The 13,350-nt window shown below is 59.9% G+C and carries 10 protein-coding genes and 1 pseudogene; 6 read left to right on the top strand and 5 right to left on the bottom strand.

Features of this window, described 5'->3' with window-relative positions; all coding sequences use genetic code 11:
* The 3 genes and pseudogenes from WG29040_RS02920 to WG29040_RS02910 form a co-directional block, all read right to left on the bottom strand.
* Window positions 1–401 (bottom strand): annotated as a pseudogene (locus tag WG29040_RS02920) (putrescine ABC transporter permease PotH); the annotation flags it as partial.
* Window positions 398–1,540, bottom strand: coding sequence for an ABC transporter ATP-binding protein (locus WG29040_RS02915; RefSeq protein ID WP_003447793.1), 1,143 nt, complete (start codon window positions 1,538–1,540; stop codon window positions 398–400). The pseudogene WG29040_RS02920 and the gene WG29040_RS02915, both read right to left, overlap by 4 nt.
* 199 nt (window positions 1,541–1,739) lie before the next feature.
* Window positions 1,740–2,501, bottom strand: a complete 762-nt coding sequence (locus WG29040_RS02910) for a gamma-glutamyl-gamma-aminobutyrate hydrolase family protein (RefSeq protein WP_127195633.1) — start codon at window positions 2,499–2,501, stop codon at window positions 1,740–1,742.
* A gap of 277 nt (window positions 2,502–2,778) precedes the next feature.
* Between WG29040_RS02910 and WG29040_RS02905 the strand changes: the two genes are divergently transcribed.
* The 5 genes from WG29040_RS02905 (at window position 2,779) to WG29040_RS02885 (ending at window position 9,469) form a co-directional block, all read left to right on the top strand.
* Window positions 2,779–4,155, top strand: coding sequence for a glutamine synthetase family protein (locus tag WG29040_RS02905; RefSeq protein ID WP_003447791.1), 1,377 nt, complete (start codon window positions 2,779–2,781; stop codon window positions 4,153–4,155).
* 134 nt (window positions 4,156–4,289) lie between these two features.
* A complete protein-coding gene (locus WG29040_RS02900; protein ID WP_127195632.1) occupies window positions 4,290–5,573 on the top strand; it encodes an FAD-binding oxidoreductase in 1,284 nt (427 codons plus the stop codon).
* Window positions 5,574–5,775: 202 nt separating this feature from the next.
* Window positions 5,776–6,324 carry a cupin domain-containing protein gene (locus WG29040_RS02895; protein WP_003447789.1) on the top strand — a complete coding sequence of 183 codons (549 nt, stop codon included), beginning with the start codon at window positions 5,776–5,778 and terminating at the stop codon, window positions 6,322–6,324.
* A gap of 891 nt (window positions 6,325–7,215) precedes the next feature.
* On the top strand, window positions 7,216–8,556 hold the full coding sequence (locus tag WG29040_RS02890) for an MFS transporter (RefSeq protein ID WP_003447785.1): 1,341 nt from the start codon (window positions 7,216–7,218) through the stop codon (window positions 8,554–8,556).
* Entirely contained in the window at window positions 8,540–9,469 is a 930-nt protein-coding gene (locus tag WG29040_RS02885) for a 2-hydroxyacid dehydrogenase (protein WP_010657413.1), read from the top strand. Before WG29040_RS02890 ends, WG29040_RS02885 begins: the two co-directional genes overlap by 17 nt.
* On the opposite strand, the gene WG29040_RS02880 is transcribed toward WG29040_RS02885, so the two are convergent.
* Both WG29040_RS02880 and WG29040_RS02875 read right to left on the bottom strand, forming a co-directional pair.
* Window positions 9,445–10,812, bottom strand: coding sequence for an MFS transporter (locus WG29040_RS02880; protein WP_127195631.1), 1,368 nt, complete (start codon window positions 10,810–10,812; stop codon window positions 9,445–9,447). The two genes, WG29040_RS02885 and WG29040_RS02880, sit on opposite strands and share 25 nt — an antisense overlap.
* Window positions 10,813–10,918: 106 nt before the next feature.
* On the bottom strand, window positions 10,919–11,632 hold the full coding sequence (locus WG29040_RS02875; RefSeq protein ID WP_003447781.1) for a murein L,D-transpeptidase catalytic domain family protein: 714 nt from the start codon (window positions 11,630–11,632) through the stop codon (window positions 10,919–10,921).
* 144 nt (window positions 11,633–11,776) lie between these two features.
* On the opposite strand from WG29040_RS02875, the gene WG29040_RS02870 reads away from it, so the two are divergent.
* Complete coding sequence (locus WG29040_RS02870; RefSeq protein WP_127195630.1) at window positions 11,777–13,336, top strand: murein L,D-transpeptidase; 1,560 nt, start codon at window positions 11,777–11,779, stop codon at window positions 13,334–13,336.
* Window positions 13,337–13,350: the final 14 nt, after the last annotated feature.

Here is a 13,350-nt window from a genome sequence, read left to right as displayed (position 1 = left end):
GTCCAGGTCGGCATCATGATCAGCAGCACCAGCACGGTCTGCATCTCTTTGCGCGCATTGGCAATGGCATAGGCCATCGGATAGCCGATCAGCAGGCACAACGCGGTGCTGAAGAAAGCCATCTTCAACGAGCCCAGGTAAGCGGCGATATACAGCTCGTCGTCACCCAGCATTGCGAAATTGCCCAGGTTCAGCAGCAGCTGAATCTTTTGGTCAACGTAGCTGTAGATCTCGGTATACGGCGGAATCGCCACGTCGGCTTCGGCAAAGCTGATCTTCAGGACGATAAAGAACGGCAGCATGAAAAACAGGAACAGCCACAGGAATGGAATCCCGATGACCATTTGGCGGCCACCGGGGGTTATTCGTTGCAGACGGCGTTTGAATTTTCGAAGGTTCATGAGCGCAGTACCACGCCGCTGTCGTCTTCCCACCAGACGTAAACTTCGTCGTCCCAGGTCGGTCGTGCACCACGGCGCTCGGCGTTGGCCATGAACGACTGCACGATCTTGCCGCCGGGCAGTTCGACGTAGAACACCGAATGGCCACCCAGGTAGGCAATGTCATGCACCTTGCCCCGCGACCAGTTGTACTCGAAGACCGGCTTGACTGTGGTGACCAGCATTTTTTCCGGGCGAATAGCGTAGGTGGTCGACTTGTCTTCCAGTGACGTAGTGACCCCGTGGCCGACGTAGATATTACGCTCCAGTTCCGGGCAGTGAATGATCGCGAAACCTTCTTCGTCTTCGATCACATCGCCGTCAAAGGCGTTCACGTTACCGATGAACTCACACACCATGCGGCTGACCGGTGCTTCATAGATATCCACCGGGCTGCCGATCTGGGCGATCCAGCCCAGGTGCATGATTGCGATGCGCTGGGCCATGGTCATGGCCTCTTCCTGATCGTGGGTCACCATGACGCAGGTCACGCCGACGCGCTCGATGATTTCCACCAGCTCGAGCTGCATTTGCGAACGCAGTTTTTTGTCCAGTGCGCCCATCGGCTCATCGAGCAGCAGCAGCTTCGGACGCTTGGCTAGCGAACGGGCCAGGGCCACACGCTGACGCTGACCGCCGGACAATTGATGGGGCTTGCGCCTGGCGTACGGGGTCATGTGCACCAGCTTGAGCATTTCTTCAACCCGGGCGTCGATTTCGCTGGCAGGCAAACGGTCCTGCTTGAGGCCGAAGGCAATGTTCTGGGCCACGGTCATGTGCGGAAACAGGGCGTAGGACTGGAACATCATGTTGATCGGCCGCTCGTAGGGCGGCATGTCGGTGATGTCGACCCCGTCGAGATAAATCCGTCCTTCAGTCGGTCGCTCGAAGCCGGCCAGCATGCGCAGCAGGGTCGACTTGCCGGAACCGGAACCGCCGAGAAGGGCAAAGATTTCGCCCTGATGGATCTCCAGGGACACATCGTCCACGGCAATCGTCTCGTCGAATTTTTTCGTGACCCGATCGAATTTTACCAGCACCTTTTTCGGTGTCTGCTGGCCTTCAAGAACCTTCCTGTAAAGGCTGGAGGCGTTTGCCATGTGAAACTCCCAACAGATTTCAGTCGTCAGGCCAGAAGGGCCCGACATAAGAGTTGATTGCAAGACAGCTGTGGACGGGCTGTCGGTAGTACTTGTTGTTATTGCGGTTTGTTGTTGTGGTGAAGGACGGGCGTGCCAAGACACGCCCTCCTGATTCACGGGGGCAGTTCAGGGTTCAAACAGGTATCGGACTTGTCAGTCAGCGGCTCTCACGAAGCGCTGCACGTTGTCGGCATGCATCGCCAAACGCCTGGAAAATACTCAAGTAGACAGGGTTGTTCATGACCTGCCATTCCGGGTGCCATTGCACGCCGACGGCAAACGCCTCGCTGTGCTCGACAGAAATCGCCTCGATCAAGCCGTCCGGTGCAATGGCTTCGGCGCGCAGACCCGGGGCCAGGCGGTCGATGCCCTGGGCGTGGATCGAGTTGACCTCAAACACCGTGGGCAGATCCAGCGCCTGGAATACACCACCCGGTTGCACGTGAACGGCATGGGCCGGGGCGTACTGCACGGACAGATCCGGGTGATCCGCTTCGCGGTGGTCGAGGGCACCGGGGAGCTCATGCACCTTCTGATGCAGGCTGCCACCAAACGCCACGTTCATTTCCTGAAAGCCTCGGCAAATGCCGAGCACCGGAATCCCCGCCGCAATGGCTGCTTGCAATAGAGGGAGGGTGGTGGCATCGCGCGCCGGATCGTGCTCCGTGCCGGGTGCACTGGCGGGGCCATCATAGTGGACTGGTTGTACGTTCGACGGTGAGCCGGTGAGCAGCAGGCCGTCCAGACGGGCCAGCAGTTCATCTGTTTCTGTCAGTTCGGCCAGGCTGGGAATGATCACCGGGAGCCCTTGCGCCGCGACACTTACAGCCCGCAGGTACTTGTCGCCGCTGACGTGGTAGGGGTGCAGGCCAATCTGTTTGACGCACGCTGTAACGCCGATCAATGGCTTGATTGCCATTTTTATCACCTCGAAGTTTGACACTTGAAGAGCTTTTTCGGAGCTTAGCCTTGTTGATTTTAATTAACAACTTCTATGTAAAAAATTCTAAACACGCAGCTTCGGATCGTCATAATTCGCCGCTATGCCAAAGCTCCGTTGGCACAATATGAGCTAATTTTTGCCTGAAAAATAACGATGAAGGCCCGGGTGTTCGCTATTGACTTCACTTTGCCTTTCGGATTGACTGGGTTTCAGAAACGGCTGTGAACATAATAATTAACATAATAGGTGCCTCATGTCGGTCCCCCTGCGTGCCATTCAGCTCAATGAAGCGAACGCATTCCTTAAGAAATATCCTGAGGTTTTGTACGTCGACCTTCTCATTGCGGATATGAACGGCGTGGTGCGCGGCAAGCGCATCGAACGCACCAGTCTGCACAAGGTCTACGAAAAAGGCATAAACCTGCCGGCATCATTGTTTGCACTGGACATCAATGGTTCTACGGTGGAAAGCACCGGCCTGGGCCTGGACATCGGTGATTCGGACCGCATCTGCTACCCCATCCCCGATACGCTGTGCATCGAGCCCTGGCAGAAGCGCCCGACGGCCCAGCTGTTAATGACCATGCACGAACTTGAAGGCCAGCCGTTCTTCGCTGACCCGAGGGAAGTGTTGCGTCAGGTGGTCAGCAAGTTCGATGACATGGGCCTGACCATTTGCGCCGCCTTTGAACTCGAGTTCTACCTGATCGATCAGGACAACGTAAACGGTCGTCCGCAGTCCCCGCGTTCGCCGGTGTCCGGCAAGCGCCCGATGTCGACCCAGGTGTACCTGATTGATGATCTCGACGAATACGTCGACTGCCTGCAGGACATTCTGGAAGGTGCAAAAGAGCAGGGCATCCCGGCTGATGCGATCGTCAAGGAAAGCGCCCCGGCGCAGTTCGAAGTCAACCTGCATCACGTCAACGACCCGATCAAGGCGTGCGATTACGCGGTGTTGCTCAAGCGTCTGGTGAAGAACATTGCCTACGACCATGAGATGGACACCACCTTCATGGCCAAGCCGTACCCGGGCCAGGCGGGCAATGGTCTGCACGTGCACATTTCGATTCTCGACAAGCAGGGCAATAACATCTTTGCCAGCGAGGATCCCGAGCAGAACGCCGCACTGCGTCACGCGATCGGCGGTGTGCTCGAGACCCTGCCGGCGCAGATGGCCTTTCTCTGCCCGAACGTCAACTCGTACCGCCGTTTCGGTGCCCAGTTCTATGTGCCTAACTCACCGAGCTGGGGCATCGACAACCGCACCGTAGCGGTTCGCGTCCCCACAGGCTCTGCCGATTCGGTACGCATCGAACACCGGGTTGCCGGCGCCGATGCCAACCCGTACTTGCTGATGGCTTCGGTACTGGCCGGTATTCACCACGGTCTGACCAACGAAATCGAACCGGGCCCACCGGTGGAAGGCAACAGCTACGAGCAAAATGAACAGAGCTTGCCGAACAACTTGCGCGATGCCCTGCGCGAGCTGGATGACAGCGAAGTCATGGCCAAATATATCGATCCCATGTACATCGACGTCTTCGTCGCCTGCAAGGAAAGCGAGCTGGCCGAGTTCGAGAACTCCATCTCGGACCTGGAGTACAACTGGTACTTGCACACCGTCTGATTGGCCAACGGCTGTCATTCACAGATAGAACAATTGCGCAGTTGGTGGGGGACGCAGAGCCTGCGTCCCCCACGAATGCGTGGCGCCGGCGTCCGGACCTGCCGGTACGCCGGCGGTGCCCATCGGAGAATTTCATGAAACAAACCCATGTAAACAGCTATTACGCCGCGACCCGAAACCACAGGGCCGAATTCCCGGTGCTCGAGGAATCGGTGGAGTGCGATGTCTGTGTGATCGGCGCCGGCTACACCGGCCTGTCCTCGGCCCTGTTCCTTGCCGAAGCGGGCTACAGCGTGACCGTACTTGAAGCGGCCCGGGTCGGTTTCGGTGCCAGCGGTCGCAACGGCGGTCAGTTGGTCAACTCCTATAGCCGGGACGTCGATGTCATCGAGGCCCGTTACGGCGAAAAGACGGCCCAGGTGCTGGGCAGCATGATGTTCGAAGGCGCCGATATCATTCGCCAGCGCATCGACCAGTACGACATCCAGTGTGATTACCGTCCGGGCGGAATTTTTGCCGCGCTGAACAGCAAGCAGCTCAAAGCCCTGGCCGAGCAGAAAAGCAGCTGGGAGGGTTATGGCAACCAGAAACTGACAATGCTCGACGCCGCGGACATCAAGCGCGAAGTAGGCTGTGCCAACTACGTTGGGGGTCTGCTGGACATGCAGGGCGGGCACATCCATCCGCTGAATCTGGCACTGGGTGAAGCCATGGCGTTCATTGGCCTGGGCGGTAAAATTTACGAACAGTCGGCTGCCGTGGACATCACTTACGGCGAGCCGATCACAGTGCGCACCGCCAAGGGCGTAGTGCGGGCCAAGTACCTGCTGATCGCCGGTAACGCCTATCTACCGCAGAACCTCGACAATCGCGTGACCGCCAAGAGCATGCCTTGCGGGTCGCAAATTGCCGTGACCGAACCGCTGCCCGAAGAGGTTGCCCGCAGCCTGATCACCAACAACTACTGCGTTGAAGACTGCAACTACCTGCTGGATTACTACCGCCTGACGGCCGACAATCGTTTGCTGTATGGCGGCGGCGTGGTCTATGGCGCCCGCGAACCGGACGACATCGAAAAACTGATCAAGCCGAAAATCCTCAAGACCTTCCCGCAATTGAAGAACGTCAAAATCGACTATCGCTGGACCGGCAACTTCCTGCTGACCATGTCACGCATGCCGCAATTCGGTCGTATCGAGAAAAACGCCTACTACATGCAGGGTTACAGCGGCCACGGGGTGACCTGTTCGCACCTGGCCGGCAAATTGATCTCGGAAATGATCCGTGGCGATGCCGAGCGTTTCGACGCTTTTGCCTCCTTGCCGCACATGCCGATGATTGGCGGCCGTACCTTCCAGGCGCCGCTTACAGCCATGGGCGCGGCGTACTACGCAATGCGCGACCGTTTCGGTATCTGAGAACACCTGGCAAGCGGCCTGATCCCGGGCAAGTCCGCTCCCGGAGGTCTTATATTTAGCGGTCATTTGGCGAACCTGCTGAGCAACACCCGCAAACGTGATTTAATAGCCGCCTTTCACGTTTGTGGTACAGGGGTACGGTGCGATCTACGCCATCCGTCGCCCCCCCATTACCCTTAAGTAGTTCACACATAAGGCTGTCATGGACACGGGCTCACGACTCAAACTAGTACGCGAAAGCTACAAAATGTCCCAGCGCGAGCTGGCCCGACGTAGCGGCGTCACCAATGCCACCATCTCCCTGATCGAGCAGAATCGCGTCAGTCCTTCAGTCAGCTCTCTGAAGAAACTGCTGGAAGGCATCCCCATGTCTTTGGCCGACTTCTTCACCTTCGACCAGCCGCCCCGTGCTCACCAGTACGTGTTCCGGGCCAATGAACAGCCGGATCTGGGCCGTGACGGCTTGCGCCTGTTGCTGATTGGCGCTTCGGTTCCGGGCCGGCAGATGCGTTTGTTGCGCGAGCAATATGCGCCTGGCGCAAGCTCGGGTGAAGAAGCGATTGTGCACGCCGAAGGGGAGGAGTGCGGGCTGGTCACGCGGGGAGTGGTTGAGCTCACCGTAGATGGAATGAGCAGCATCTTGAATGCCGGGGACGGTTATTACTTCCCGACCACGCTGCCCCATCGCTTCAGAAATATCGGGGCGGACGAGGCGGAAATCATCAGTGCCAACACCCCCGCCAACTTCTGATCTGAAAGCCGCCCGAAAATCCCTTTTGGGCACTGTGTTTTGTGGGAGCTGGCTTGCCAGCGATTGAACACAGACATCCAGTCGCCCTCATCGCTGGCAAGCCAGGCTCCTACAGATTTGCTATGTGCTGAAAAGTTGCCATTCCCCTGTGGGGGCTGTGTGCTGAACAGTGGTGTGCACTGCCACTCCCCTGTGGGAGCTGGCTTGCCAGCGATTGAACAGAGACACCCGGTCACCCGCATCGCTGGCAAGCCAGGCTCCTACAGATTTGTTGTGATCTGAAAAGTTGCCACTCCCCCTGTGGGAGCTGGCTTGCCAGCGATTGAACACAGACACCCGGTCCTCCTCATCGCTGGCAAGCCAGGCTCCTACAGATTTGCTGTGTGCTGAAAAGTTGCCACTCCCCCTGTGGGAGCTGGCTTGCCAGCGATTGAACACAGACACCCGGTCGCCCGCATCGCTGGCAAGCCAGGCTCCTACAGATTTGCTGTGATCTTAAAAGTTGCCATTCCCCCTGTGGGAGCTGGCTTGCCAGCGATTGAACACAGACACCCGGCCCCCCGCATCGCTGGCAAGCCAGCTCCTACAGATTTGCTGTGATCTGAAAAGTTGCCGCTCCCGCTGTGGGAGCTGTGTGCTGAACAGTGGTGTGCACTGCCACTCCCCTGTGGGAGCTGGCTTGCCAGCGATAGCCTTTGGGCGCCACCCCCGAGCCGCGGCACCGGCATGCAAATGTCGGCAGCGGGTCGAACTGGGTAATGATTAATCCCATATAAAGGGATGAGTCATCATATATTGAACTGTTGTCGCGACTGGTTTATCGTCTGGCCATAACCAAGGGATCAGGCGGCTGTCGGGTTCCTAAAATAAATACAACAAGAGGTTTTCCCCATGACAGGTCCTTCGCTGGACAGTTGTCTGCATGCCAGCACCATGAAGAAGCTCAACCTGAAGCTGATTCCCTTCCTGATGTTGTTGTACATGGTGGCTTACATTGATAAGTCGAACATTTCGGTGGCGGCGTTAACCATGAACGCCGACCTCGGGCTCAGCGCGCGCATGTACGGCATCGGCGTGGGTCTGTTCTTCCTCACCTACATTCTGTTCGAAGTGCCCAGCAGCATCATCCTGACCCGGGTCGGTGCACGGCGTTGGATTGCGCGGATCATGATCACCTGGGGCATCATCGCCGCCGGCATGAGCCTGATCCAGAGCGCCAACCAGCTCTACGTGATGCGCCTGTTGCTGGGTGCAGCCGAAGCCGGTTTCACCCCCGGGATCATCTACTACCTGTCCCAGTGGTATCCGCGCAGTGACCGCGCCCGGGCCATGTCATGGTTCTACATCGGCGCGGCGCTGGCGTCGGTGATCGGCTTGCCGCTGTCGGGTGCCTTCCTGCACCTGGACGGTCTGCTGGGCATCAACGGCTGGCGCTGGCTGTTCTTTCTCCAGGGCATTCCTGCAGTGGCGCTGGGCATCGTGGTCCTGCGCTACATGCCAGATTCTCCCGCCACTACCAACTGGCTGGACAGTGCGCAAAAAGCCTGGCTCAGCCGCACCATCGAGGCCGAACAGGCGACCACGGTCATCTCGCACAAGGATGCCTGGCATGTGGCGTTTCGCAGTCGCCAGGTGTGGTTGCTGAGTCTGTTCTGGTTACTTCAGGCTTTCGGCACTATCGGGGTGACGCTGTTTTTGCCGCTGATCGTGCAGTCGGTATCAAAGCAAGGTTCGTTTGTGGTCAGCCTGCTGTCGGCGATGCCGTTTTTCCTTGCCTGTGTATTCATGTACGCCAACGGCCGCCATTCCGACCGCACCGGTGAGCGGGGCTGGCACCTGGGCGGGCCACTGTTGCTGGCCGGGGGCATGCTGGGGTTGGCGGTGTTTACCGGCAATCAGTGGCTGGCCTACGTGATGCTGGTGGTGGCGGTCGGCCTGAACTGGGCGGCGACCCCGGTGTTCTGGGCCACGACTACCGAGTACCTGTCCGGGCCAGCGGCCGCTGTTTCGATTGCCTTGATCAACTCCATTGCCAACATCGCCGGGCTTGGTCTGCCACCGGTCATGGGCTGGATCAAGGACACCACCCTCAGCTATGACTACGCCTTGTTGATGGTCGCCGTCGCCTTGCTGGCCGGTGGCGTGCTGGGGCTGTACCTGGGGGGGCAACGCAAGCGCCAGGTCGTACGTGATGCTATACGGGAGGGCCGCGAAAATGTTCACAGTGCTTAAAGTGGCGCGTCTGCCGGACATGCTCAGCGAACGTTTACATGCCCGATATGAGGTGCTGGAATGCAGCGAGAGCGGTGCCGGACTCGATGCACTGAAGGCGCGGGGAATCCGTGCCATGGTCGCCAATGGTGAGTCGCGGGTGGGGGCCGAACTGATCGGGCGCCTGCCTGATCTGCAAGTGATAGTGGTGTTCGGTGTCGGTTACGACGGTATCGATGTCGCGTTCGCCCGGGCCCGGGGCATTGTGGTGACCCACACCCCGGACGTGCTGACCGAGGACGTTGCCGATTTCGCCATTACCTTGATGCTCGGCACCGCCAGGCGCATTGCCAGGGCCGATCAGTTCGTGCGGTCCGGGCAATGGCAGCAAGGTCCGTTCGGCTTTACCCGCAAGGTCAGCGGCGCGCGTCTGGGCATCGTCGGGCTGGGGCGCATCGGCATGGCGATTGCCCGGCGCGCGGCGGCGTTTGACATGCGCATCAGCTACCACGGGCGGCGTCCGCTGGCGGTTGAGTATCCTTACTATTCATCGCTGACCGAGCTGGCTGCAGCTGTGGATTTTCTGGTGATTGCCGTGGGCGGCGGGGAATCGACCCGGCACCTGGTGGATGCCACGGTGCTCGCGGCGCTGGGCAGTGAAGGCATCCTCATCAACGTGGGGCGTGGCAGCGTGGTTGATGAGGCCGCGCTCGCCAGCGCACTGGCCGAGGGTCGTCTTTTGGGGGCCGGGCTGGATGTGTTCGAGGATGAACCACGGCCCCATCCCGGCTTGTTGGGGCTGGACAGTGTGCTGTTGGCGCCGCATATGGCCAGTGCCACCTGGGATACCCGCAGGGCGATGTCCGACCTGACCCTGGCCAATCTGGCTGCGCATTTTTCCGGTGCTGACTACCCGTCACCTATCCCGCAGTGAATGGCCATTTTGCTGCGCGGATCTGTTGCGCCCGGGGTTCCGGCCCCGGCCTCATGCAGGGAAATCTTTGAGGTCTCCGGTAACGCCAGGCCACCGAGCAATGCCAGCAGTGCAACGGCTATCAGGTAGAAGGCTGGCGACAGGTTGCTGCCGGTGGTGCTGATCAGCCATGTCGCCACCAGCGGTGCGGTACCGCCGAAGAGGGTGTAGGCCATGTTGTAGGTAATGGCCGAGGCGGTGTAGCGAGTGCGGGTCGGAAAGGTTTCCGAGAGCAGGGCGGCGGTTACTACCCCGCACAGCACCGCGCCCACCGCCAGCAGCATGACGCCGACGATGGACGCTGCGAAGCCGCCGGAACTGGCCATCAGGAACGATGGATAGACCACGACCATCAGCAGTGCACAGGCCGTCATCACCGTAACCCTGCGCCCGACGCGGTCTGAATACAGTCCTGCCAGCGGGCAGATCGCGGCGGCAAACAGCAAGGCAATCAGCGAAACCAGCAACGCCGTTGCCCGACTCAGGCCCCCGGCTACTTGCAGGTAGGTCGCGAAGTAGGTGGTGAACATATAGAAGGACAACGCCGTCAGCGACACAAAGGCACCCAGGCAGCAGATGGCCGCGCCATGGTTGCGCAGGGTTTCCTTGAGCGGGGAGTGGGCCACCGCACGTTCCTCGGCCACCGCCTGGAATGCCGGGGTTTCATCCAGCTTCAGACGCATGTAAAGCCCCACCAGACCCAGTGGTGCCGCAATCAGGAACGGCAGGCGCCAGCCCCAGTCGGCCATGGCCTGTGCCGATAGCGACGCCTCGAGGGCATAGGCCACCACGGCCGCGGCGGCGAAGGCGCAGAAGGTCGATACCGGCAGGAAGCTGCCATACCAGGCCCTTTTATCATCAGGAGCGTGTTCCATGAGGTAGGCGCAGGCACCGGCGTATTCACCCCCGGCGCTAAAGCCCTGGGCGCAACGGATCAGGGTCAACAGGATCGGCGCCATCACGCCAATGGCGGCATAGACAGGCAGCACACCGATCAGTGTGGTGGCACCCGCCATCAACAGAATGGTCATCGCCAGGGTTCTTTTGCGACCGATGCGGTCACCCAGCATGCCGAAGAAAATGCCGCCAAGGGGACGGAACGCAAAGGCTACGGCGAATACGGCGAAGGTCTTGAGCAGCGCGGCACTGGCATCACCGCTAGGGAAAAACTGCTGGGCGATGGTGGTGGCCAGAAAGCCATAAACCGCGAAGTCGAACCATTCGACGAAGTTCCCGATGGCCGCGGCGGCAATGACTTTTCTCAGGGTTTTGGGGCTGACCTGCCCGGTGATGGCACTCGTCATGCTGAACCTCGACATTTCATCAGAATGCTTTCGATTATCGAGGCAGTCAGTGAAAGGGTTCGCTTCAAAAGTGTCATCGGCGTAGTCAGCACCGACGTCCTGCCTCTCAGCCGCCTTTGGTGGAGACGATACTCGCCACCAGGCGGGGCTTGCAGTTCAGATAAGCCGACGATTGCAGCCAATGCTGATCGGGGTACCAGGCAAACATGAACTGACCGTCCTTGAGTTTGTCTACCACCTGGCGCGCCACTTGCGGGCGTACGGCAGGGCAGCCCTGACTGCGGCCGATGCGGCCCTGGGTCTGGCTCCACAACGGGTTCACATAGCTGGCAGGGTGAATCACGATGGCCCGCTCACGGGCACTGTCATTGATACCCGGCTCCAGGCCGTCCATGCGCAGTGAGTAACCGTTGGCACCCTGGTAGCTTTCCTGGGTGCGGAACAGGCCAAGGCTGGATTGATGGCTGCCTTCGTTATTGGAGAATTGAGTGGCGAAGTTTTCCCCGGATTTTTGCCCGTGGGCCACCAGGTCACGCAGCACCAGGGTCTTCTTGCGCAAGTCGAAGATCCACAGGCGGCGGGCCGTGGAAGGTTGCGAATAGTCGATGACGGCAAGGTTTTGTGCGGGGCTGGCGCCACTGCTGACGGCGCATTGCATGGCACTGAGGGCACTTTTAAGTACCTGGGGATTGAGTTCCGGAGCGGCCTGGGCGAGGCTGTTGTAAAGCCCTGGTGATGAAGTATTGGCGGCGAACGCTGGGCTGCACAAGGCTCCCAGGGTCGCGGCGACCAGAAAAAGTCGTCGCAAAGAAATCAGCATAGATTAAGAGTTTCCACTGTTGAATTGGCTCCTGACACTCCATCGAGTTAATGGCGATCCTTTATTTACTGCTAGCCTTCAGGGTTGCCGTGACGGCTGTTACGGTGACCGCCAACGTGACGGCCATGGATTGGAGTAAAGCAGTTGATCAAAAAACAGGCATTTTACTTGAGCATTGCCTTGCTCGCGTCGCCATTGGTCGCATGGGCCGACATGCCCCCCGACCAGCCTGCCAACCCGGTGCAGCAGACCCTGCTACAACTGCCCCAGGCCTGTCCGACCCTGGCGTCCGGCCTGACGCCTCAGACCCAGGCACTTTTGCAGGCCTTTTATGAAGGCCAGAACTACCAGCCGGTATGGGCACAAGAGGGGCGTCTGGCCGCTCTGCAGGCCGCCTTGCCACAGCTGGCCGACGACGGGCTCGACCCGCTCAATTACCCCTTGCCCGAGGGCCAGGACCTGTGTGCCGACATCGACACCAGCCGTCAATATCTGCAAGCCCTGCACGATTTGCATTTTGGTCGCCTGACGCAAAGCCGCTTTGAACCGGTCTGGCACGCCAACGCTGTAGAGGTAGATCCCCAGGCCGAACTGCTGGCAATCGCCGGGCCCGGGGTGCAGAACGTGGCAGCTGCTTTTGCCCAGGCCCGTCCCGCCCTTGAGCAATATCAAGACTTGCGCCGGGTCTATGCCCGGGAGCGTCAGCAACCGCTGCCCCAGTGGCAGCCGATCGCGGATGGCCCCTTGCTGCGCCCCGGCATGCAGGATGCGCGGGTACCGGCACTGGCCAGGCGTCTGGCCAGCGAGGGTTACCTGAGCGGCGAGCCGCAGATCGTCAACAACACCTACTCCAATGAGCTGGCCTCGGCGGTCAAGAGCTTCCAGCTCGATCACTCGCTACAGGCCGATGGCGTTGTCGGGCCGGGCACCGTGAAAGAGTTGAACGTCAGTCCGGCAACCCGCCGTGAGCAACTGCGGATCAATCTGGAACGTTTTCGCTGGATGGCCCGGGACTTCGAACCCACCAGCCTGCTGGTCAATGTTCCGGCTGCACAGTTGACCGTCTTCCAGAACGGCCAGCCGGTATGGCAGACCCGCACCCAGGTCGGGCGGGCCGACCGGCAGACGCCGTTGCTCAAGTCCCGGGTGACGCGCCTGACCCTGAACCCGACCTGGACCATCCCGCCGACCATCTTCAAGGAAGACAAACTGCCGCAGATTCGCCGCGATCCGTCTTTCCTCAGCAAGCATGACCTGCAGGTACTCGACAGCAGCGGGCAGCCGCTGGCGGTACAGAGCATCGACTGGGACCGTCCGGGCAACATCCTGCTGCGTCAGGGTGCCGGGCCGCGCAACCCGCTGGGGCGTATCGTCATCCGTTTCCCCAACCCGTTCGCCGTGTACCTGCACGACACCCCCAGCCAGGCCCTGTTCAGTAAAGGCCCCCGTGCCTTCAGTTCAGGCTGCGTGCGGGTCGAGTCGGTGTTCCAGTTGCGCGACCTGCTGGTGACCCCGGCGGAGAAAGCCCGCACCGAGGAATTGCTGGCCACCGGGCGCACCACCGAGTTCAGGCTGTCCAACCCGGTGCCTATCCTCATGACGTACTGGACCGCCCATGCCGACAAGAACGGCAAGGTGGTGTACTCACCGGACATTTATAATCGTGACCCGGCATTGATATCGGCCCTGGCCGCCAAGCGCTGATGTCCGTTTCAACC

It is taken from the genome of Pseudomonas sp. PAMC 29040 (assembly GCF_003994535.1).
Taxonomy (GTDB): Bacteria; Pseudomonadota; Gammaproteobacteria; order Pseudomonadales; family Pseudomonadaceae; genus Aquipseudomonas; species Aquipseudomonas paraversuta.
Note: the sequence above shows the minus strand (reverse complement) of the source record. Positions and strands in the feature narration are given on the sequence as shown.

What these genes read in the sequence shown, in the direction of transcription:
- WG29040_RS02915 (WP_003447793.1), bottom strand. Translation starts at nt 1,540, where the DNA reads ATGGCAAACGCCTCCAGCCTTTACAGGAAGGTTCTTGAAGGCCAGCAG.
- WG29040_RS02910 (WP_127195633.1), bottom strand. Translation starts at nt 2,501, where the DNA reads ATGGCAATCAAGCCATTGATCGGCGTTACAGCGTGCGTCAAACAGATT.
- WG29040_RS02905 (WP_003447791.1), top strand. Translation starts at nt 2,779, where the DNA reads ATGTCGGTCCCCCTGCGTGCCATTCAGCTCAATGAAGCGAACGCATTC.
- WG29040_RS02900 (WP_127195632.1), top strand. Translation starts at nt 4,290, where the DNA reads ATGAAACAAACCCATGTAAACAGCTATTACGCCGCGACCCGAAACCAC.
- WG29040_RS02895 (WP_003447789.1), top strand. Translation starts at nt 5,776, where the DNA reads ATGGACACGGGCTCACGACTCAAACTAGTACGCGAAAGCTACAAAATG.
- WG29040_RS02890 (WP_003447785.1), top strand. Translation starts at nt 7,216, where the DNA reads ATGACAGGTCCTTCGCTGGACAGTTGTCTGCATGCCAGCACCATGAAG.
- WG29040_RS02885 (WP_010657413.1), top strand. Translation starts at nt 8,540, where the DNA reads ATGTTCACAGTGCTTAAAGTGGCGCGTCTGCCGGACATGCTCAGCGAA.
- WG29040_RS02880 (WP_127195631.1), bottom strand. Translation starts at nt 10,812, where the DNA reads ATGACGAGTGCCATCACCGGGCAGGTCAGCCCCAAAACCCTGAGAAAA.
- WG29040_RS02875 (WP_003447781.1), bottom strand. Translation starts at nt 11,632, where the DNA reads ATGCTGATTTCTTTGCGACGACTTTTTCTGGTCGCCGCGACCCTGGGA.